This is a genomic window from Deefgea rivuli DSM 18356, from assembly GCF_000620145.1.
GTDB lineage: Bacteria > Pseudomonadota > Gammaproteobacteria > Burkholderiales > Chitinibacteraceae > Deefgea > Deefgea rivuli.
In genome coordinates this window covers 142,751-163,165 of sequence record NZ_KK211083.1, presented here as the reverse complement: position 1 = coordinate 163,165, position 20,415 = coordinate 142,751, and the positions used below count along the sequence as shown (strand labels likewise).

Here is a 20,415-nt window from a genome sequence, read left to right as displayed (position 1 = left end):
ATGACGAATTGATGGATTTAAGGAGCAATATGACCCCCAGACGCAAACGCGCAGCCTGGATTATTGGCGCATTGATCGCGCTGGCTTTGGTGACTTTTTTTGTCGTCAACGCGTTTCGGCAAAATTTGGTGTTTTTTTACACCCCAACGCAAATCGCCGCTGGTGAAGCGCCGCAAGGTCGGGCTTTCCGCATTGGCGGCATGGTGGTCGATAAAAGCCTACAACGCGCCGCCGATGGCGTCACAATTCGCTTTGACGTCACCGACACCGACAAAGTCATCCCCGTACAATATCGCGGCATCTTGCCGGATTTGTTTAAAGAAGGAAAAGGCGTGGTCGCCGAAGGCCGCTGGGAAAACGGCGTGTTTACCGCCAGCGAAGTACTCGCCAAACATGATGAAAACTATATGCCACCCGAAGCGCAAGACGCAGTGAATAAAGCACATCAAAAAGCAGCGGAAAAGGCAAAACCTTAGATCACGAAAGGCACGAAAAAAAAGGCAAAAAAAAATTCGAAAACAGCGCGGAGGAAATCCAACTACGCAACTGAATCATCGGCCTAAAGGCCGACCTACTAGATTGCACTGTTCGGTCTTTTTTCGCTTTTTTTCGTGTATTTCGCTTTTTCTTTCGTGCCTTTCGTGATCCTACGATTTAGCGATCCCACGATTCAGATTTTGTATAGGAAACACAATGATCGGTGAACTCGGTACTTTTGCGCTGATTTTGGCGCTGTTGGTCGCGCTGATTCAGGCGGGCTTTGGGATTTGGGGTGGAATTCACAATAATCTGCCGCTAATGCGCGTCGCGCGCCCCGCAGCCGTGTTGCAACTGCTCCTCACCGCCACTGCGTTTGGCCTGTTGGCGACGGCGTTTTTGCAGGACGATTTTTCGATTCGCTATGTGGTGCGGCAATCCAATAGCTTGCTGCCGATATTTTATAAATTCGCTGCCGTTTGGGGCGGGCATGAAGGCTCGCTATTGCTGTGGGTGTTGATGCTGGCTGGCTGGGGCGCGGCGGTAGCTGTGTTTGGCCGCAATTTGCCGCTGTCGGTACAGTCTTTGGTCGGCGGCGTGTTGGGCTTTGTGGGTAGCGGCTTGTATTTGTTTATTTTGCTAACGTCCAGCCCCTTTACTCGGCAATTACCAGCCGCCAGCGATGGCGCAGATTTAAATCCTTTGCTGCAAGATTTGGGGCTGATTTTCCACCCGCCGCTACTGTATATGGGTTATGTCGGATTTTCAGTCGCGTTTGCGTTTGCCGTCGCCGCGCTGATTTCAGGGCGGCTGGATGCGACTTGGGCGCGCTGGAGCCGACCTTGGACGACCGCCGCGTGGGTGTGCTTAACGCTAGGGATTATGCTCGGCAGCGCTTGGGCGTATTACGAGCTGGGCTGGGGCGGCTGGTGGTTTTGGGATCCGGTCGAAAACGCATCCTTTATGCCGTGGCTGGCGGGTACTGCGCTAATTCATTCGCTGGCGGTGGCCGAAAAACGCAATGCGTTTAAGCATTGGACGGTTTTGCTGGCGATTGCGACATTTTCCCTCTCGCTGCTCGGGACTTTCCTCGTGCGCTCAGGCGTATTGACCTCAGTGCATGCGTTTGCGACGGATCCAGCGCGTGGGACGTTTATTTTGATTTTCCTTTGCTTGGTGATTGGTACGTCGCTAGCGCTGTACGCGTGGCGCGCACCGATGTTGGAGGGCGGAGGTGCGTTTAATTGGTGTTCGCGTGAATCACTACTGCTGGCGAATAATGTCTTGCTGGTCGTCGCCTGTGCGACGGTGTTTATCGGCACGCTGTATCCGCTACTAATCGACGCACTCGGCCAAGGCAAATTGTCGGTCGGGCCGCCCTACTTTAATAGCGTATTTATCCCATTGATGATGCCCGCGTTATTGCTGATGGGGCTGAGCGGCACGATACGCTGGAAGCATCAAGACGGCCACGGCATCTGGTTGGCGAGCAAAGTGCCGATGATTTTGGCATTGGTCGGCGGCGCATTATTGCCATTATCTTGGGGCGAGTGGCGCTGGGGCGTGGCGCTCGCACTCGCTGCGGCGCTGTGGATCACGCTGATGGCGGTTCGCGATTGGAGCACTCGCCTGCTGAGCTATCGCAAAACCAGCCCCTCATGGTGGCAAGCATTGCGCAAAGTTCCAGCGGCGTTTTCTGGCATGCATATCGCGCACATTGGCATTGCCGTATTTGTTGCTGGCGTAACGGTGGTGTCGAGCTACGAAAGTGAGGCTGATTTACGCATGGCGTTTGGCGATACGCATCAAGTTGCGGGCTATACGCTGCGCTTTGATGCGGTAAAACCCGAACGCGCCAGCAATTACGCCAGTTTGGTCGGGCATCTCGCACTCAGCCAAAATGGCCGCGCCATTAGCGTGATGCATCCAGAAAAACGCCAGTATTTCTCTAGCCAAATGCCGATGACCGAAGCGGCGATTCACCATACGCCGCTCAAAGATATTTACGTCGCACTCGGGGAACCCATCGGTAGTGATCCATTCACCGGCGACTGGCTGGTGCGCGTGCATTACAAACCGCTGGTGGGCTGGATTTGGTATGGCTGCTTATTGATGGCGCTAGGCGGCGCGATTGCACTGTCTGATCGCCGATATCGGCAGAAACGCTTTGGAAAATCCGCTGAAACTGCATCAGGAACAACAGCATGAAACGCTACGCGCCATTATTAATTTTTGCGGCACTGGTGATTTTGCTGGCGGTGGGGCTGACGCTCAATCCGCGTGAAATTCCGTCGGTGATGATAGGCAAGCCTGCGCCTGCGTTTAAGCTTGATCGACTCGATGCGCCAGGGCAGTTTTCACCGTCGGAACTCAAAGGCCAAGCCTATTTGCTTAACGTCTGGGCGTCGTGGTGTGGCGCATGTATTCAAGAGCATCCGGTGCTGAATGATATTGCTCAATCGTACAAGGTGACGCTGGTCGGCCTCGCGTACAAAGACCAAGACGCTGATGCAAAAGCTTGGCTGCAAACGCGTGGTAATCCGTATGCGGTGGTCGTCGCCGACCGCGATGGCCGTGTTGGTATTGATTATGGCGTGTACGGCGTGCCGGAAACCTTTGTCATCGATAAAGCGGGCCGCATTGCCTATAAACACATCGGCCCGATCACGCCCGAGGTGTTCAAAAACAAAATCCTGCCCGAGCTACAAAAGGCACAGTGATGAAATTCACACCAAACCCAGTTGTCCACGAAAGACATGCCCCGCAGGAAATACCCTTGGGGTGCGAAAAAAGGCCGAAAAAAACCACGAAATTCATTAAAAATGTGGATCAGATTAACTTCTCACTACAAAGCATCGTCATTCCCGCGTGCCTGTGGCGGGAATCCAGCTGCGCGGCTGGATCCCCGATAAAAGCACTCGGGGATGACGATTTTATTGAGAGTGGTATTTCGGGAAGTTATTTCGAGCACGCTCCCACAAAACTCATTAACGCGAGCAAAGTTAGCTTTTTGCATTTTTTTCGTGCCTTTCGTGTTCTGATTCTGTTGTTGATTTTAGCTGCTCCAATTCAAGCCAAAACTGCTGCGCCCGCCGCGAGTAATCCAGCCGCCGAAGCGCGTTTAATTGAGCTTTCAACCGAGCTGCGTTGTCTGGTTTGCCAGAACGAAAGCCTCGCCAGCTCGCACGCGCCGTTGGCTGAGGATTTGCGCCGCGAAGTACGGGCACGGATTGCCGCTGGCAATACGAATCCGCAAATCATCAGCTACCTCACTGAGCGCTACGGCGATTTTGTTACTTATCGCCCGCCGTTCAAAGCGCGTACGCTGTTGCTGTGGCTGCTGCCGCCGAGCTTATTGATTCTTGGGCTGGGATTTTTGCTACGCCGTATCCGCCGCCGCGCAGCGCAGCCAATCGCAGCCGACCCCGCAGCGTTAAAAGCGCTGCATGATGAATTTGAAGGAAAACTCAAATGAGTACGTCTAACTTCGGCTTATTTACTTTATTTTGCGCGATCATGATCGTCGTCACGCTGCTGATGTTGGTGTGGCCGCTCATGCGCTCTCGCTCGCCGGCCGGTGATATTCGCCGCGCCCGCTATGCGCTGCACGAACGGATTTTGACCGAACTGGATGACGATTTACGCGATGGCCGTCTAAGCACGGCCGACCATCACATCGCGCGCCAAGAAGCCGAAGCGCGCCTGATTGGCGAAATCGGCAGCGCCGACTCGCTCAATGCGCGGCACGTCGATCTGCCGATGCACAAGCTGGCGATTAGTTTATTGGTCTTGATTCCGCTGGCCGCTGGCGGCTTGTATTTCAAACTCGGTACGCCGACCGCGCTCGATCCGAGCACGCATCAACGCCCCGATATTGGCCCAAATGAAATTGCTGGCATGGTCAAAAAACTCGAAGCACGCATGGCGCTAGAACCGAACGATACGAAAGGCTGGCTGATGCTGGCACGCAGCTATCGCGCACAAGCTCGCTACGCCGAAGCGATTAAAGCCTATGAAAAAGCGTGGCCCGAATTGCAAAAAGACGCAGGTGAATTAGCGCGTTTTGCTGGTGTATTGGCGATTGAAAATACCAGCTTCAAAGGCTGGCCGACTGAACTACTGGTCAAATCACTTGCGATCAATCCATCCGAGCCCGACGCGCTAATGCTCGCCGGCAGCGCCGCCGTCGAGCGCGGTGACATTGCTGGGGCGACCAAATGGTGGAATCAGCTACTCAGCCTGCTCGAACCCGGCTCAGAAGATGAACTATGGCTGAAAGAAGAAATCCGTCTCTTAAGCGAGAAAAACGAGCGAAAAGCCTCAGCACCAGAGAAGAAATAAATCGTAGGTATTGCCATCTATACTTTGAAAAATAATAGCTAGACAGCAATACCTATGACAACAAAGCAACTCACACTAATCACAACCCTCAGACAGCCACGGCACAAAACTAGTTCTTCACCATACAAAGCGGCATAATTGGCCGCTAACTTGTTTGAGGCTTGCCCATGTCCGCCCGAATTTTGCTGCTGGAAGACGATGCCGACATCGCGGCGAATGTGTATGACTATTTGAGCGCGCGCGATTATCAGGTCGATGCGGCGCTCAATGGCGCGGTGGCGCTGCATTTGCTGGAGCAACATGCATTCGATGTGTTGGTATTTGATATTGGCCTGCCGGGCATTTCTGGCCTTGAAGTGGCACAACGCACCCGCACGCAACTCAAGCTCAACACGCCAATTTTACTGCTCACCGCCCGGGATACTTTGGATGACAAAGTCGCCGGTTTTGGCGCTGGCGCGGATGATTATTTGGTCAAACCATTTGCGCTCAAAGAATTAGAATTACGCATTCAAGCGCTGCTCAAACGCAGCCAAGGCCAAGTGCTAGAAACGATTTTGCGTTGCGGCGAGCTGAGCTACGATCCGCGCTCGGGCGAAGCGCATTGGCAAGGCCAAGCTTTAAAATTACCACCGAAAACGCTGCAATTGCTGGCGGCGCTATTGGCGCAAAGCGGGCAACTCGTCACGCGCGAAAGCTTGGAAATCGCGGTTTGGGGCGAAGCCCAAGAAACCAGCGACACGCTGCGCCATCATTTATCGCAATTACGCCGCGCGCTGACTCTGCTTGACGGCCGTTGCCCGCTGCAAACCGTGCATGGCCGTGGCTATAAATTGCTCGCCCTCTCTGAACCAAGCCCACAATGAAGCGAAAACTCAGCCTACAAAAACGCCTCGCTTGGGCAATGAGCGCGCTCACTAGCGCAGCAATTATCGTGTTTGCGCTTGCGCTATCGATGGCGGCCGAAGAGCGCGAAGAAGATTTAATCAACGAAGTCGTCAATACCGCGCTCGATGGCATCATTGCTCAATCTGCGACCGCGCCTAGCCCCTTCGCCAAGCAGTTACTCCTGCCTAAGCATTTGCAATTATTTCACGCGCCGCTGGGGCAAACACCGGCGCAATTGCCGCCTGAGCTGCTGTCGTTTCCGATTGGGAATGCCGAGTGGTACCAAGACGATTTGGAGTTTCATGTCGGCGTGCGCGAAAAAAATGGCGAGCGCTGGTACGTGCTGTACAACACCGAAGAACACGAGCGGCGCTTGAGCAATTTGCACCTCTGGCTCTTGATGACCGCGCTGGGCGTGATTGCGCTGGCGTGGATTTGCGGCCATTACCTCGCCAATACTTTGCTGGCGCAGTTGGCACGGCTGACGCAATCGGTGCAAAACAATACACCCACCGAATTGAGCGATGCGATGGATGAAGAAGTCGCGATTCTGGCGCAATGCATCGCGCAATCACGCGACGCGCAAACTCAGCTCCTCACGCGGGAACGCCAATTTACCGCGCACCTCAGCCATGAAATCCGCACCCCACTCACGCGAATCCGCACCAGCGCCGAGCTACTATTCGACACCATCCTCGATACTAGCCCACCGCCAATGCATGGCCGCATCGATAAAATCATCAGCTCGGTCGATGAAATCGAAGGCAAATTACGCGGCCTATTGCTACTGGCACGCGGCGTGGCGCTGGGGCAGACTGCGACCTTGTCACTCGCTGCAGCGCTCAACGCCGCCGAGCAGCGCCTACCCGAAACCAAACGCGCGCTGTACTGGCGCAATGAAGTCGCCACCGACGTCATAGTGGAAGCCGACGCCGAATTGCTCGCGCTACTATTGGATAATTTACTTAGCAACGCGTGGCGCTATACCGAGCAAGGCAGCGTCACCGCGACGTACACACAAGGGGAATTAACACTGAGCGACACCGGCTGCGGCATTGATCCCGCCGCGCTGCCGCATGTGTTCGAGCCATTTCGCCGCGCCAGCGACGTCACCGGAGGCCACGGCCTCGGCTTGGCGATTGTCGCCGCAATCTGCAATCGCATGGGCTGGCGCTACCATATCCACAGCGAAGTCGGCCAAAGCAGTAGCGTGGTGATTGGGTTTCAGGCGGAATAGCGGCTCAATCAAGCATACGCCGCCGCGATGAATTGCTCAGCAGCGCGTTTTTTACTTCAGTAAGCCCAGGATATATTCAGTATTGATACTGTGAATTCAACAGGCGGCTCTCGACCCACTGCTGACACTCATGATTCGACTCCTAAGGCGGCAGATAGTAGAGCCCATATTTATCTAAGTGCCGTTTACTCAAACGCTAGAGCGTTGTTTTACTAAAAAGCTCACAATAAAAATCTTTTGCATCTGACCAATCGTCGTCAAAAGCCTCAAGAATAGGTCGAATGGCGGACTCTCCTCGCCAGTCATTCATCGAGACAGCCTTGCTGTATTTTTCTTCAAAAGCAACCTTTAATTCTGGCCAGCGTAATGCGTGTATACATATACTAGGAAACTCTGGGTAATTAATTTGCGTTAGTGCACCCACGAATTGAGTACGTAAATGTGGGTGCCCATTAATAATTGTGAGAGCTTCAATGCAGAATGGGATAGCGGTTGCAACATTTGCACTTTCTGTGATTGCAATATCAGCATCTCTGGCTAACTCTTGGATTTTTTCAATTGCATCCATGAAGGTATTTGCCCTAACAATAAGTAGGAAACGAGAGGCACGCTCCCAATGGATTACTTCCGCTGTTGGCCGATAACAGCCGACCACATCGTATCACGCCCAAATCAATGAACACGCGTCGCAGGTGAACAGCTGGGCGAAATGGCTTCATATTTACCGCAAGGCAAACCTAAGTATTAGATGTATCAACCTCAAAGCCTCATTAAATAAAGCTTTTCACAATATACCCAAACAAGCAAACCCTACAGCACCCGACCCAAACCAGTAATGCCATAATGCTTTACCATCCCGCACCAGAAATTCCCCACTACAAATAATCCCCATAATCACCGCTTGCCAATCTCGAAAGCCAAAGATATAGTGTGCTACATAACCAACACACAAGCACAGACTATGGCCGACTGGAACAATCAATCGCCAATCTATCTGCAGCTGGCAGATCGCTTGAGCCAAAACTTACTCGATGGGCAACCACCCGAAGGCGCGTCTATGCCTTCCGTTCGCGTGCTCGCTGCTGAATTCGGGCTCAATCCTCTAACCGTCAACCGCGCTTTGCAGGCGATGGTCGATGCAGGGCTATTAGAAAGCCGTCGCGGCTTGGGCATGTTTGTTTTGCCGCAAGCGAGCGAGCGACTGCGCGCATCAGAACGCGAGCGATTTTTGCAAAGTGAATGGCCGCTACTCGTAGCAAAACTTAAGCGCCTAGGCATTAACGCCGCCGATTTAACTTGGCCCGATTTGAACACAACAAAGGATTCCTTATGAGCCATTTAGTGAGTGTCAGTGATTTAAGCATTCAATACGGCACAAAAACTGCCGTTAAAAACATCAGCTTTGAATTGCCTGCGGGACGAATTATTGGCTTGCTGGGCAGCAATGGTGCGGGGAAAACGTCGCTGATGCAGGCGATGATGGGGCTGATTCCTTTCCGTGGTCGCATCGATATTTTAGGCTTTGACCCGAAAACCCAGCGCGAAGCGATGCTAGAACACGTGTGCTACATCCCCGACGTGGCCATTTTGCCGCCGTGGATTGTCGTTGCCGATTTGTTGAAATTGATGGTCGGCCTACATCCGAAATTTAAACTCGAACTGGCGCAGCAAAAGCTCGCCCGTACGATTATTCCGCTCGATGCCAAGGTCAAACAATTGTCGCGCGGCATGATTGTTCAGCTCCATTTGGCGATTATCAGCGCCATTGACGCCAAGTTGATGATTTTAGACGAACCTACGCTGGGTTTAGATATTCCGGCGCGCAAAGCGTTTTACGATATGTTGGTCAACGATTGGTGCACGGATGAGCGCACGGTGTTGATTGCGACGCATCAGGTCGATGAAATTGAAAATCTACTGTCGGACGTGATGATGATTAATCACGGCGAATTAGTTTTGCACGACAGCATCAGCAATCTAGAAGAGCGCTTTATCGGCGTACGTTACGGCCTTGAAGCGGCGGCACAGATCGAAGCCGCAGCCCCGCTGCATCGTTTCCGGCAAATGGGCGGCGAATGCGCGATTTTCGCCGGCAATGCGCCCGCCAACATTACCGAGCTTGGCCAAACCTTCCGCGTTGAACTCGCCGATCTCTTCGTCGCCCTCGCCCAAGCTACACCACACACCGCGCAGGAGATCGCTCATGCAACAGTTTAAATCTTTACTGCAACGCGAATGGCTACAACAACATCGTTCGTGGCTCAGCATCGCGCTATTCACGCCACTCATTGGCTGGGCATTATTTTATTTATTCGTTTTGAAAGCGGGGTTTCCACCTGGATTTAGCCATGGCGGTACACCCTTACTCAATATGGCGAGCTTGGGCTTAATCGGCCAATCGTCCTTAATCGGCATCGTCACTTTGGTCGGCGTGCTGATTAATATCCCCGGTCTGCCTTACCGAGATCAAGACGATAAATCATTAGCGTTTTGGCGCTCCTTACCGATTAGCGATGTCAAAGCCGTTGCCGCGCCCTTGCTAATGAACGCCCTCGTATTGCCATTAATGGCAATCACCCTCGCATTTGCGATGGGTTTACTGCTCTCTGCGCCGCTATGGTTATATGACTTTCACTTTGCCGCAGCACGCGATTTGATTCTGGTTTTTAACCGCGTGGTATTGGGTGCGTTATTGGGCTTGGTTTGGTTTTTGCCACTCGTGATGCTTTTAACTCTGGGCAATAGTTTTATACGTCGTTGGGGCATGTTGCTCGTAATTGTTGGCGTTTTCATGCTCGATAATGTGATGAGCAATGTCATCGGCCACGAACCGATTGGCGATCAAATTGGCCTGAGCTTCAGCGCGATCAAACAGCTGATTTTCCCGTTTAATGGTGCAAGCTTTGAGCACTTGGCATTTTCAGGGCAAGAGCTGAGCAACTTGGTGCTCTACGTCGCCAACGGCCATTTCCTGCAAGCGCTAGTCTGGACTGCGGTTTTATTTGCCGCACTCGTTTGGCAACGCCAACGCGGTGTGACCGCTTAATTGATTCGAGGATTTTATAATGCGCAAATGGCTTATCCCCGCAGCGACTGCCGCCGTACTCTTACTGGGTGCGATCGTGGTATTTCACTTTCACCAAGATCCAATCGGCTCAATGATGAAACCAAATGGCCAGTTTGAATGGCACTTTAGTAGCGGCTCAAGAAACCAGTAAAAAACAATAGGTATATTAATCTAGTCATTAATAAACAAAGGCTAGGAATGTATACCCATAAAAACCGCAATGAGTAAAGCCACTCATTGCGGTTTTTTATTATGCGCTCTCCAGTAGCACTCGCTTAAGTTGCCAACACCAACCGCGCAACTGCCATACAAATTCAGCACTAGTCTGCCGTAAAATCTAAGCTACAATTTACTTCACCGTTAGCAATCACTGCAGCACACTGTAAGCTGTGAATTGGCAGTCGATACCTTACCTCAAGCCTGATACCAAAGAGAGCCCATCATGAACCACCCAGATTCCCCCCAGCCGCTCACGCTGACCGAGGCTGTTATTCCTGTTGCCGCGCTGATTTTATTGGTTGGTTTATCTTATTTTCTTTTTGGTGATGCAGGTGCATCGGGGCCCAATCAGGTGGCCTTGGTCGTCGCAACGATGATTGCGGTGTTTATCGGCCAACGCCATGGCCACTCGCTCGATTCGCTCGGCAAAGCGGCGACCGAAAGCGTGGCGACCGGTATCGGTGCCATTTTTATCCTATTTGCCGTCGGTGCTTTGATTGGCACTTGGGCGTTGAGCGGTACTTTGGTCGCAATGGTGTATTACGGCTTGCAGCTCTTGAGCCCCAATTATTTCTTTGTGACCGCCTGTGCGATCACGGCCATTGTGTCACTTAGTATTGGTAGCTCGTGGACGGTCGTTGGCACGATAGGCGTGGGCTTTATGGGGATTGCGATCAGCATGGGACTTAACCCAGCGATTGCTGCAGGTGCAGTAATTTCGGGCGCTTATTTTGGCGATAAATCGTCACCGCTTTCCGATTCAGCCAATCTCTCGGCGGCGGCGGCTAACGTGCCTTTGTATGAACATATCCGCGAGACGTTTCTCACTTCAATCGTCGCACTGTCTTTAACGCTGGGCGTGTTTTTCTTATTGGGTCGGCCCGGAGACTTTGATGCCACCGAAAAAATGACCGCCATCAGTAATGCCTTTCACATTACGCCAGTGCTGTTTTTACCGCTGCTTGTTGTGATTGTGCTCGCGCTGTTTCGCGTCCCTGCATTTACAGCGATATTTCTTGGCGCACTTGCAGGCGGGATACTCGCCGTTTTTGTCGCGCCCGAACGTGTGATTACCTTTGCTGATGCGGGCAATTTACCCACCGCACTGGCGCTATTTAAAGGCGTTTGGCTAGCATTAGCCAGCGGCTACACCTCAACCAGCGGCTTTGAGCCTATGGATTTGCTCGCGACACGCGGCGGGATGGATAGCATGCTGAACACCATCTGGTTGATTGTCACGGCGCTGGCATTTGGTGGCGTTGTAGAAAAAGCGGGGGTGCTGGATCGTTTAATCACGCCGATTATCGAAAAAGCCAAGTCCGACGGTGCATTGGTTGCTTCGCTGGCGGGATCAATTTTTGCGACTAACGTAATTACTGCCGACCAATACATTGCGATTGTACTGCCCGGCCGCATGTTCAAAAGCGCTTTTGCCAAACGTGGCCTTGCGCCTGTAGTGCTGTCCCGTGCTGTAGGCGACACGGCAACGCCAACCTCGGCACTAATCCCTTGGAATAGCTGCGGCGCCTACATGGCCGCCACTTTGGGCGTGGCGACATGGAGCTATGCGCCATTTGCTTTCTTCTGCTTTATCAGCCCGCTACTGACGGTGGCGGTTGCGTATGCGGGGATACGGATGAAACGCCTTAGCACGGCGAACCCCGCCTAAAGATCGACGCGATGGGGTAGACGGTAGACTTATCCTCTACCCCGTGCGACGCCAAATTGATTGCTTGATCGTTAATATTTCGCTTTGCGACAAGCTTGGCGAACATCCGCGTCATTCGCATTTTTACAATCGACATTATTCATATTGCCGTTGTTATTCGCCTTTGCCCGGACGCATTCGTCCCTGTTCTTGTTTTTTACATCGCTGCAATTGATATTTCCGTTGTTGTTATTCACCTTCGCACGAACGCACTCATCCTGATTTTTATTCTTCACATCAGAACAATTCACCTGAGCCACAGCCGCCGCAGATAAGCCAAAACTCAATACGAAGGTCAGTAGTAATTTTTTCTTCAACATCATGCACATCCTTTGTACGCTAGAAAGTAAAAATACAACTCTAGCAGGCTGTAGCATTTTTTTAATGACAATTCGACCAAATCGTTTTGTCATTCGTAGAAGAGGATTTACCCGCGAAGATATCCAGTGCTTTTTCACTAGTTGTCATTTTCAGTAGATTTGATGGGTATATTAATTTAAGCCTTAAATAATAAGACTAAGAATTAAATACCTACCTATCTCAACACCAGCGGCGCACCACCCAAAACTTTGTAAACCTCAACACTCGCCACTGCCAGCTGATAGCGGTGGAGTAATAGCGCATGGTCAGCCGCTTGGCGGCGAGTTCGCGCGTTGAGCACCGAATCAAACGCCATTGAGCCCGCTTGATAGCGCAACTGAGTTTGCTGCTCCGCCTTTTTCGTTTCATCAGCCAAAGCCTGCATGCGTGGCAACTCGGCTTTTAAGTGCGCAACATTCGCCAGCGCGGTTTCGACTTCTTGCAATGAAACGTAGAGCTTTTGTCGGTATTCAATCACCGCTTGCTCGTAATCGGCGGCGCTGGTTTTGTTGGCTAATTCCATTTCATTAAATTGAATAAACGGCAAACTTAAGCCCGCGCCCAAGGTCGCGACTGGATTACTCAACAAATTAATCAAATCTTGGCTGCTCGTTCCCAAACCGCCTGTGAGCGACAAAGTCGGATACCAGTTTTTACGCACCACTTGCTGATCGGTAAAGCTCGCTTGCAGCTTAGCCGTTGCCGCCGCCAAATCGGGGCGACGATTCAATATATCGGCCGGTACACCTGCCGGAATTTCTGGGTACAAACTCGGCAACACCGCCGCAGCGCCGAGCGTAGATTGCGGTGGCTGATCGAGTAATAAACCCAATTGCCACTGGCTTTTCGCCAACGTGAGTTGCGCTTGGCTGAGTTGATTTTCTTGCTGCAAAGTGCTGCTGCGCGCTTGCGTTAAATCCAAACCCGACACCACGCCCGCGCTATAGCGGCGCTCGACGATGGTCTGCGTGTCTTTAGCGCGTTGCAATTCATTTTGCGCGAGTTTTAAACCATCTTGCTCACGCGCAATCGTCCAATACGTACTGGCAACACTGGTCATAATGCTTTGCTGCATCGCCGCCAAATCCGCCGCGCTGGCGCGTTCGCGCCAACGTGCGGCCTGCTGCTGATCGGCGAGCTTGCCCCACAAATCGATTTCCCAAGACACGCCCACATTCGCGCCATAATTGTCGCCACGATAGCGGCTAGGATCTAGCTCCCACGCCGCGCTGCCATTGGCGTTGGCCGATACATTCGGTGTGCGATCTAGCCCGCGCTGCGTCACCACAAAACCCGCTTTGCGCAAGCGAATTGCCGCCACGGCAATATCCGCATTGCGTTCACTTGCCGTCTTTTGCAAAGCTAGTAATTGCTCATCGGCAAAACCTAGCCAAAACGCCTGATCCGATTTCGCGGCAGTCGCTGCGTTCGCGGCAGTCGCTTGCCATTGCTGCGGTAAATCAACGGGCGGCGCTTGCCATTGCGGCGACGCGCAGGCGGTCAGCAGCGCAACACAAAGCGGGGAGAGACGAAATAAAAATTGAGTCATATTTTGAGTCATCATTCGCGAGCCAGCGCCTCAATCGGCGCGAGCTGTGCTGCACGGCGCGCCGGTAAAAATCCAAAGACAACGCCGACCACCGTTGCGCACATGACCGCCGTGATGATCGATCCCATCGAGAAAATCATCTGAAAATCTTTGATTAATTGATTGATCGCCAGTCCCAGTAAAGCCGACAGCGCAATGCCAATCGCGCCACCGAGCAAACACACCACAATCGATTCGATCAAAAATTGAATCCGAATATCCGATTGCCGCGCGCCGACGGCCATGCGAATGCCGATTTCATGCGTGCGCTCGGTGACCGACACCAACATAATATTCATCACGCCAATGCCGCCCACCAGCAGCGAAATCACGCCAATGAGCAGCAAAAATAGCTTGATGCTCGTGGCCGTGCTTTGAAACGATTTCACAAAATCTTGCATATTGCGCGTGTAAATATCTTTCTTGCCGTGCCATTGTTCCATTCGCGCCAGCAGCGCTTGCTCGGCGGCGTCGAGCGACACCCCTGGCTTAATCTGCACCGTAATCCGGCTAAAGTGCTGCTGCCCAAACATCCGACTGCCCGCCGTCGTGTAAGGCACCCACACTTCCAAACTATCGCCGCCAAAACCGCTGGATTTTTTCTCGGCCACGCCGATCACTTGCACCGGCATGTTGCCGAGCAAAATCACTTCACCAATCCCCGTTTCGTCGCCAAACAACGCTTTGCGTGTGTCTTCGCCAATCACCGCCACTTGCGATTGCCGCCGTACATCGTCGTCAGAAAACGCGACGCCAAACTGCATCGCCTGATCTCGCACCGTGAAATACGCCGGCGATACCCCCTGTATGACCGTGGCGGCGTCATTACTCTTGTATCGCGTGCGCATACCCTGCGAAGTGATCGGCGTCACCGCCAGCACATAGGGCTCGGTGGCCAGCAGCGCCAAATCTGTTTCGCGCAGCGATTGCACGCTCATCGCTTTATCGTCGCCCAAGCCTGAACCGGGCAAAATATCTAAATTACTCGCACCTAAACTCGCGAAATTTTTCAGCACGGATTGCTCCATGCCCTCGCCCAGAGCAACAATAGACACCACCGACGCGATACCAATAATAATCCCCAGCATCGTCAGCAAGCTACGCATTCGGTTTGCCAATAGCGCACGAAATGCCATCGCAAACGCCTCACGCCAGCGCCCCATCAACGCTTGCGGTGTGGTGGCTTGCGGCAGTGGTGCGGGCGTATCAGCGGGGAGTTTGACATCGTCGCGTGTCGGATTAGGCGCATCTGACACAATCTTTCCATCGCGAATTTCGATAATCCGATCCGCTTGCGCCGCAACGTGGGCGTCGTGCGTCACTAGAATGACGGTATGGCCTTGCTCATGCAGCTCTTTCAAAATCTGCAATACATCCGCGCCGCTATGCGAATCCAGTGCACCAGTTGGCTCGTCGGCCAGAATGACTTCACCGCCATTCATCAAAGCGCGCGCAATCGAGACGCGCTGCTGCTGGCCGCCAGACAATTGGCGTGGGCGATAATTCAAACGCTCGGCCAAGCCCAAACGGCTCAGCAACATCGCAGCGCGTTTTTGTCGCTCGGCGACGGGCGTTCCAGCATAAATCGCCGGCATCGCGACGTTTTCAGTCGCGCTTAATGCGCCCAGTAAATGATAGCGCTGGAAAATAAAGCCAAAATGGTCGCGGCGTAATGCCGCCAACTCGTCGGCATTCAGCTCGCCGACTTCACGGCCATTAAAGCGATACGAGCCCTCAGTCGGGCTATCCAAACCACCGAGCAAATTCATTAGCGTCGATTTACCCGATCCCGATTGCCCGATGATCGCGATCATTTCCCCCGCTTCGATGACGATATTAACGTCGTCCAGAATGCGGATTTGCTGATCGCCCGCCGCAAATGTGCGGCCAATACCGCGTAGCTCAATCACTGGCGTCGCCATTAGCGTGGCCCTGGTCGTTTGCTCGTCTTCGCTTCGCCGCCGTCAGCGCCACTATTCATCGCGCTGCCGATCACGACTTTTTCACCTTCTTTGAGGCCTGATTTCACTTCAGCAACAATATTGCCGCGCAAGCCCAACTCCACTTTGCGCTCGCTAATTTGCCCCTTAGCATCAATCACTTTGACTTGATTTTTACTATTAATCGCGCCGACCGGAATCGTCAGCACATTACGTGCCTCGGCCAAAATAAACGTCACTTGCGCCGTCATTTGCAGGCGCAGCAAGCCTTTCAAGTTCGGAACGAAAAAATGCGCGTTGTAAAAAATCGCATTATTAATCACTTGCGGCGTCGGCTCAACGCCAGCAACCACCGCGTTAATTCGCGTTTCTGGCGCACCCAGTACCGAGAAATACAGCGGTGTACCGACTTTCAGCCGCACCACATCGGCCTCGGCCACTTGCGCCTGAATTTTCATCGTATCCATATCGGCCAAAGTCAAAATCGTTGGCGCAGACTGGATTGCGTTCACCGTTTGGCCTTCTTTGACCGCAATCGACGCAACTATGCCATCCATAGGCGCGAGAATTCGCGTAAAGCCCAAATTGGTTTTCGCGGTCGCCAATTTAATTTGGGCTTGGCGCAATTGCGCCGCGAGTTGCTTGATTTCGGCTTCGCGCATTTTGACCGCGTTGGCGGCTGATTCCAGCTCTTTGCGCGGTGTTGCATCGCCTTCCATCATCGTTTTTTGCCGCGCCAGTTCTTTTTGCGCGTCGTCGAGCGCCAGTTGTTTGATCGTTCTTTGCGCTTCTAAGCCTTCAATCGACATTTGCGCTTCGTCAAAATCATTTTGCGACACGCTAGGATCAATCTCGGCGAGTAAATCGCCTTTTTTAACGCGATCACCGAGTTTGACCAGCAAACGCTGAATCTGCCCCGAAGCCTGCGCACCGACATCCACAGTTTTCGCCGCTTCAACTTTACCCGTCGCCAGCACCGTTACTTCAACATCGCCGCGCTTCACAGGGCTGCTAATCACTTGGCTCGTTGGATCGACTTTCTCGCGCCCAAAGAAATAATAGCCACCGCCAGCAATGACGATCAGCAGCAAGCACAGTGCAATACGAGATCTAAAAATGGACCGCAACATTCAGAACAGCTCCAAAATAAAAATACCGCCAACTCGCCAGATTACGCGACGAGCATGATGATGACTACGTAATAAAGTAACTACCTATATGTATATAGATGCAGACCAATATTTATAAGGTCTAGATGGCAATACAAAAGCATTATTTAATCCACTACCACTGTCATCGACTTGTCATTAAATTGACTTAATATCAGCCGCTCCCACATTGATACTTTCTTGACAGGAATTCTCGCATGCTGAAGTTACTACCGATGATTTTACTGCTCGCTGGCTTTGCCAACGCGACGCCGCGCTTTGAGATGCAATCGGTCGATCATGCGGCGATTAAATCGATTGAACGTTATACCTTGCAAAGCCCTGCCAAAGAAAATATTCCATATCGTGGCGAGTTTGCAGCGGCCTTCCCGCAAGGTTTGCCGTTTGCGCCGGGTTCAGGTTTGGCGTTCAAAAAAATGGATTCCGCTGGCAATCTGTATTTCTGGGCAACGAGTGATCGTGGCCCCAATGGCGACGCGCCTAAAGTGCAAGATGGTGATAAAAAGCGCGAAGCAAAAATCTTCCTGACGCCCGATTTCGCACCGCGCTTTGCCGAAATCAAAGTCAGCCGCCAACAATCTGCCGATGTGATTTCAAGCAAGCCCTTCCTCATCGACGGCCAAGCCGCCAGTGGCTTGCCACTACCCAAAGGCAGCGTCGGCGCGACGGGTGAAACACCGCTAAGCGATGCGCTGAAAACACTGGCATTTAGCCCACGTGGTATTGATCCGGAAGGCATTGTCAGCGATAAAAATGGCAAATTGTGGGTCGTTGATGAATACGGCCCATTCTTAATGCAAGTGGATGCCGCCAGCGGAAAAGTGCTCAAGCAACTCGCTCCAGGCAAAGGCTTACCAGAGGTACTCAAGCACCGCCAACCCAATCGTGGCTTTGAAGCGGTTGCCGTTGCGCCGAATGGCAAAGTGTATGCAATGCTGCAATCGACGCTCAATATCGATGGCGAAACCAAATCGAACGCGCAATTTATCCGCTTAGTTGAACTAGATCCGGCGACTGGCGCAACACGTACATTGGCGTATCCGCTGGATGTGGACGTGTATAAAAAAGCCGGGGATGCCAAAATCGGGGATCTAGTGGCGATTGACGACACGCATTTTGCGCTCATTGAGCAAGGCAAAGGCAAGGATAAAAAACTGCGCAATGTGCTGTATGTCATCGACATTAGCGGCGCGGATAATCTAAACCAAATCGATGGCAAAGAGCCTGAGTTCGCCAGCAAAGATGCGCAAGCGAATATCAAAATGATACGCAAACAGCGCGTCGTTGATTTACGAGATTTGGGCTGGAAAGCTGAAAAAGCCGAAGGTCTGGCCTTGTTTGAGAATGGCATTGCCGTCATCAATGATAACGATTTTGGCCTTAAAACCGATTTGGCCAGCGGCAAAGACATTGATGACCACTTAATTAAAGACGGCCAATTACCTGATGGCGATCGGATTGTCGTCAGCGCCAGCGGTGAAAGTAGTGATTTATGGTTGCTGAATTTGAAACAGCCACTTAAAGCGTATTTTCCAAAATAAACTACGCTGAAATCGCGCTAATTTAAGGGCAATTTCCGCTTAGTTCCGGCACTATCGAATAAAGTTCTCGTAAAAATACCCATGCAAATTGGGTATTTTTCGCAGAATCAAATCGCCCATCCCGATAAGATCAATGTATTCACTGTTGATCTTAAAAGGAAATATGCATGCGAGATTTATTCGATAAGTTAGTGCATTGGGATAAGAAAAAGGAACTGGAAGGCCCTGTTACGGTGACGTTTCCAGCCAGCCCTGATGGCGACGATCATGCGATTGAAGTGCTGGAACTCGATACTGAAAGCTATATCAGAGAGTTATGCCATTTGATTGCGCGAAGCGGCCAGAATCCCGTGCTGCGTAAAAGCTACGAAGATCAGCTCAATCAAATCACGCGTCATTCAAAGCAACCCTCGGCGCAGGCGCAGATCTTGACACAGGCTGCTGCGCTTTAATTGTCAAATCAAGTCTCTACAGCCTATCCCTAGTGGATAAAACTGATTTTTTACTGTCGATTTAAGCTAGAAATCGTTATGCTGATAACGTTAGCAAACGCGGATGAATCAGATGAATTTACTCAGTAGCACGCTGCTGATTGCCTTACTGATTGCGATCAGTGCCTTTTTATCAATTTCAGAAATTTCCCTCGCTGCGAGCCGCAAGCTCAAATTAGAGCAAATGCGCGATGAAGGCGATGCGCGCGCAGGCTTGGTTTTGGGGCTGCAAGCACAGCCTGGGCATTTTTTTACTGCGGTACAAATCGGCATCAACGCCGTGGCGATTCTGGCAGGGGTACTCGGCGAAAGCGTGTATTCACGTACTTTTACAACGTTTTCCCGCCAGTATGTCGAAGCCGAAACAGCGCAAAATCTAGGCTCAGTGGCTTCATTTATTTTTGTCACTGCGATGTTTATTTTGGTCGCCGACTTAATTCCAAAACGCATCGGTATGGCGGCCTCAGAAGCGGTTGCGGTACGGATTGTGAAACCCATCCTCATTTGCGTCACTTGCCTGCGTCCTTTGGTTTGGTTCTTTAATGGATTAGCCAATTTAGTCATCGACCGCCTTGGCCTGCCTGCCGCGCGTCTAAACGACATCACCACCGATGATATTTTAGCGCTCGCCAATGCTGGCGCTTTAGCGGGTGTCGTCGCCAAGCAAGAGCATCAACTGATTGAAAATGTATTTGAGCTGGAAGAGCGCACCGCGCCGTCGAGCATGACCGCGCGCGAAAATATCGTTTGGATTGATAGACTTGAAAGCGATGAGCTGATTAAAAACAAAATTCTCGCCCATCCGCACGCCAAATTTCCGGTTTGCATGGGGAATATCGACCAAGTCATTGGCTATGTCGATTCGCAAGATATTTTGAGTAATGTGCTGCGCGGCGAGAGTATTTCTTTACGTGGCGATGGCCTGCTGCGCAATGCGCTGATCTTGCCCGAATCGCTGACCTTGGCCGAAATCATGGCGCATTTCAAAGCAGCGCGCGAAGATTTTGCGCTGATTATTAATGAATACGCGCTGGTCGTTGGCCTGATCACAATGAATGACATCACCGGTATGCTGATGGGTGACCAATATATCGCGCCGGATGAAGAGCAAATCGTGCAGCGCGATGCTAATTCTTGGCTAGTTGATGGAATTACCGCGATTGGCGATTTGGAGCGTGTACTGCAAATCGATGAATTCCCCGATGATGACCAGTACGAAACCATCGCCGGATTTATGATGTATGTGCTACGCAAAGTCCCGAAACGCACCGACTGCGTGATTCATGCCGGGTTTAAATTTGAAGTGGTCGATATTGACCATTACAAAATCGACCAACTGCTAGTGACGCGCTTAGCGCAAGAAAACCACGACGCGGCTTAATGCCGCGC

The 20,415-nt window shown here is 51.9% G+C and carries 20 protein-coding genes; 15 read left to right on the top strand and 5 right to left on the bottom strand.

Translation table 11 applies throughout. The features are described 5' to 3' along the window. Nucleotides 1–29: 29 nt before the first annotated feature. The 7 genes from ccmE to Q320_RS0115670 all read left to right on the top strand — a co-directional run bounded on the left by ccmE (nt 30) and on the right by Q320_RS0115670 (nt 6,943). Nucleotides 30–476 (top strand): cytochrome c maturation protein CcmE, encoded by a 447-nt coding sequence (ccmE, locus tag Q320_RS0115700; RefSeq protein WP_027469777.1) that lies wholly within the window; start codon nt 30–32, stop codon nt 474–476. A 217-nt stretch (nt 477–693) separates the two neighbouring features. Beyond that, on the top strand, nt 694–2,685 hold the full coding sequence (locus Q320_RS0115695; RefSeq protein WP_027469776.1) for a heme lyase CcmF/NrfE family subunit: 1,992 nt from the start codon (nt 694–696) through the stop codon (nt 2,683–2,685). Continuing rightward, complete coding sequence (locus Q320_RS0115690) at nt 2,682–3,197, top strand: DsbE family thiol:disulfide interchange protein (RefSeq protein ID WP_027469775.1); 516 nt, start codon at nt 2,682–2,684, stop codon at nt 3,195–3,197. Before Q320_RS0115695 ends, Q320_RS0115690 begins: the two co-directional genes overlap by 4 nt. 329 nt (nt 3,198–3,526) lie before the next feature. After that, entirely contained in the window at nt 3,527–3,952 is a 426-nt protein-coding gene (locus Q320_RS21880; protein ID WP_211251245.1) for a cytochrome c-type biogenesis protein, read from the top strand. Then, on the top strand, nt 3,949–4,818 hold the full coding sequence (gene ccmI / locus Q320_RS0115680) for a c-type cytochrome biogenesis protein CcmI (RefSeq protein WP_027469774.1): 870 nt from the start codon (nt 3,949–3,951) through the stop codon (nt 4,816–4,818). The genes Q320_RS21880 and ccmI overlap by 4 nt, the downstream gene beginning before the upstream one ends. A 167-nt stretch (nt 4,819–4,985) precedes the next feature. Beyond that, a complete protein-coding gene (locus Q320_RS0115675; protein ID WP_035854007.1) occupies nt 4,986–5,684 on the top strand; it encodes a response regulator transcription factor in 699 nt (232 codons plus the stop codon). Then, nucleotides 5,681–6,943, top strand: a complete 1,263-nt coding sequence (locus Q320_RS0115670; protein ID WP_027469772.1) for a sensor histidine kinase — start codon at nt 5,681–5,683, stop codon at nt 6,941–6,943. The genes Q320_RS0115675 and Q320_RS0115670 overlap by 4 nt, the downstream gene beginning before the upstream one ends. A gap of 196 nt (nt 6,944–7,139) precedes the next feature. Here the strand turns inward: Q320_RS0115670 and Q320_RS0115665 are convergent, their stop codons facing one another. Continuing rightward, the gene (locus Q320_RS0115665) at nt 7,140–7,511 is read right to left on the bottom strand and encodes a hypothetical protein (protein ID WP_027469771.1); all 372 of its coding nucleotides are present in this window, start codon (nt 7,509–7,511) and stop codon (nt 7,140–7,142) included. A 393-nt stretch (nt 7,512–7,904) separates the two neighbouring features. Between Q320_RS0115665 and Q320_RS20240 the strand changes: the two genes are divergently transcribed. The 5 genes from Q320_RS20240 to nhaC all read left to right on the top strand — a co-directional run bounded on the left by Q320_RS20240 (nt 7,905) and on the right by nhaC (nt 11,898). Then, a complete protein-coding gene (locus Q320_RS20240) occupies nt 7,905–8,276 on the top strand; it encodes a GntR family transcriptional regulator (protein WP_051534822.1) in 372 nt (123 codons plus the stop codon). Continuing rightward, nucleotides 8,273–9,160, top strand: coding sequence for an ABC transporter ATP-binding protein (locus Q320_RS20235; RefSeq protein ID WP_051534821.1), 888 nt, complete (start codon nt 8,273–8,275; stop codon nt 9,158–9,160). Before Q320_RS20240 ends, Q320_RS20235 begins: the two co-directional genes overlap by 4 nt. Next, a complete protein-coding gene (locus tag Q320_RS0115650; protein WP_027469770.1) occupies nt 9,147–9,989 on the top strand; it encodes a hypothetical protein in 843 nt (280 codons plus the stop codon). Before Q320_RS20235 ends, Q320_RS0115650 begins: the two co-directional genes overlap by 14 nt. A gap of 19 nt (nt 9,990–10,008) precedes the next feature. Continuing rightward, nucleotides 10,009–10,161, top strand: coding sequence for a hypothetical protein (locus tag Q320_RS21670; protein WP_156939091.1), 153 nt, complete (start codon nt 10,009–10,011; stop codon nt 10,159–10,161). 291 nt (nt 10,162–10,452) lie between these two features. Beyond that, a complete protein-coding gene (gene nhaC, locus Q320_RS0115640) occupies nt 10,453–11,898 on the top strand; it encodes a Na+/H+ antiporter NhaC (protein ID WP_027469769.1) in 1,446 nt (481 codons plus the stop codon). Between the two features lie 71 nt (nt 11,899–11,969). On the opposite strand, the gene Q320_RS0115635 is transcribed toward nhaC, so the two are convergent. The 4 genes from Q320_RS0115635 to macA form a co-directional block, all read right to left on the bottom strand. After that, nucleotides 11,970–12,260, bottom strand: a complete 291-nt coding sequence (locus tag Q320_RS0115635; RefSeq protein WP_156939090.1) for a hypothetical protein — start codon at nt 12,258–12,260, stop codon at nt 11,970–11,972. Between the two features lie 212 nt (nt 12,261–12,472). Continuing rightward, nucleotides 12,473–13,861 carry a TolC family protein gene (locus Q320_RS20230; RefSeq protein ID WP_051534820.1) on the bottom strand — a complete coding sequence of 463 codons (1,389 nt, stop codon included), beginning with the start codon at nt 13,859–13,861 and terminating at the stop codon, nt 12,473–12,475. Next, nucleotides 13,858–15,807 (bottom strand): MacB family efflux pump subunit, encoded by a 1,950-nt coding sequence (locus tag Q320_RS0115625; RefSeq protein WP_027469767.1) that lies wholly within the window; start codon nt 15,805–15,807, stop codon nt 13,858–13,860. Before Q320_RS0115625 ends, Q320_RS20230 begins: the two co-directional genes overlap by 4 nt. Beyond that, the gene (macA, locus tag Q320_RS20225) at nt 15,807–16,955 is read right to left on the bottom strand and encodes a macrolide transporter subunit MacA (protein WP_035854005.1); all 1,149 of its coding nucleotides are present in this window, start codon (nt 16,953–16,955) and stop codon (nt 15,807–15,809) included. Before macA ends, Q320_RS0115625 begins: the two co-directional genes overlap by 1 nt. A gap of 236 nt (nt 16,956–17,191) precedes the next feature. Here macA and Q320_RS20220 point away from each other — a divergent pair, with 236 nt between their 5' ends. From Q320_RS20220 to paeA, 3 genes are all read left to right on the top strand, one after another. Next, nucleotides 17,192–18,535, top strand: a complete 1,344-nt coding sequence (locus Q320_RS20220) for an esterase-like activity of phytase family protein (RefSeq protein ID WP_051534819.1) — start codon at nt 17,192–17,194, stop codon at nt 18,533–18,535. A 167-nt stretch (nt 18,536–18,702) separates the two neighbouring features. Then, on the top strand, nt 18,703–18,987 hold the full coding sequence (locus tag Q320_RS0115610) for a hypothetical protein (protein ID WP_027469766.1): 285 nt from the start codon (nt 18,703–18,705) through the stop codon (nt 18,985–18,987). 112 nt (nt 18,988–19,099) lie between these two features. Continuing rightward, a complete protein-coding gene (gene paeA, locus Q320_RS0115605; RefSeq protein WP_035854094.1) occupies nt 19,100–20,407 on the top strand; it encodes a polyamine export protein PaeA in 1,308 nt (435 codons plus the stop codon). Nucleotides 20,408–20,415 lie beyond the last annotated feature (8 nt).

Coding starts and splice junctions, on each gene's coding strand:
- Q320_RS0115695 (WP_027469776.1), top strand. CDS start 694: ATGATCGGTGAACTCGGTACTTTTGCGCTGATTTTGGCGCTGTTGGTC.
- Q320_RS20230 (WP_051534820.1), bottom strand. CDS start 13,861: ATGATGACTCAAAATATGACTCAATTTTTATTTCGTCTCTCCCCGCTT.
- Q320_RS0115610 (WP_027469766.1), top strand. CDS start 18,703: ATGCGAGATTTATTCGATAAGTTAGTGCATTGGGATAAGAAAAAGGAA.
- Q320_RS0115690 (WP_027469775.1), top strand. CDS start 2,682: ATGAAACGCTACGCGCCATTATTAATTTTTGCGGCACTGGTGATTTTG.
- Q320_RS20235 (WP_051534821.1), top strand. CDS start 8,273: ATGAGCCATTTAGTGAGTGTCAGTGATTTAAGCATTCAATACGGCACA.
- Q320_RS0115635 (WP_156939090.1), bottom strand. CDS start 12,260: ATGATGTTGAAGAAAAAATTACTACTGACCTTCGTATTGAGTTTTGGC.
- Q320_RS20220 (WP_051534819.1), top strand. CDS start 17,192: ATGCTGAAGTTACTACCGATGATTTTACTGCTCGCTGGCTTTGCCAAC.
- Q320_RS0115675 (WP_035854007.1), top strand. CDS start 4,986: ATGTCCGCCCGAATTTTGCTGCTGGAAGACGATGCCGACATCGCGGCG.
- Q320_RS0115625 (WP_027469767.1), bottom strand. CDS start 15,807: ATGGCGACGCCAGTGATTGAGCTACGCGGTATTGGCCGCACATTTGCG.
- nhaC (WP_027469769.1), top strand. CDS start 10,453: ATGAACCACCCAGATTCCCCCCAGCCGCTCACGCTGACCGAGGCTGTT.
- Q320_RS0115650 (WP_027469770.1), top strand. CDS start 9,147: ATGCAACAGTTTAAATCTTTACTGCAACGCGAATGGCTACAACAACAT.
- Q320_RS21670 (WP_156939091.1), top strand. CDS start 10,009: ATGCGCAAATGGCTTATCCCCGCAGCGACTGCCGCCGTACTCTTACTG.
- macA (WP_035854005.1), bottom strand. CDS start 16,955: ATGTTGCGGTCCATTTTTAGATCTCGTATTGCACTGTGCTTGCTGCTG.
- ccmE (WP_027469777.1), top strand. CDS start 30: ATGACCCCCAGACGCAAACGCGCAGCCTGGATTATTGGCGCATTGATC.
- Q320_RS20240 (WP_051534822.1), top strand. CDS start 7,905: ATGGCCGACTGGAACAATCAATCGCCAATCTATCTGCAGCTGGCAGAT.
- ccmI (WP_027469774.1), top strand. CDS start 3,949: ATGAGTACGTCTAACTTCGGCTTATTTACTTTATTTTGCGCGATCATG.
- Q320_RS0115665 (WP_027469771.1), bottom strand. CDS start 7,511: ATGGATGCAATTGAAAAAATCCAAGAGTTAGCCAGAGATGCTGATATT.
- paeA (WP_035854094.1), top strand. CDS start 19,100: ATGAATTTACTCAGTAGCACGCTGCTGATTGCCTTACTGATTGCGATC.
- Q320_RS0115670 (WP_027469772.1), top strand. CDS start 5,681: ATGAAGCGAAAACTCAGCCTACAAAAACGCCTCGCTTGGGCAATGAGC.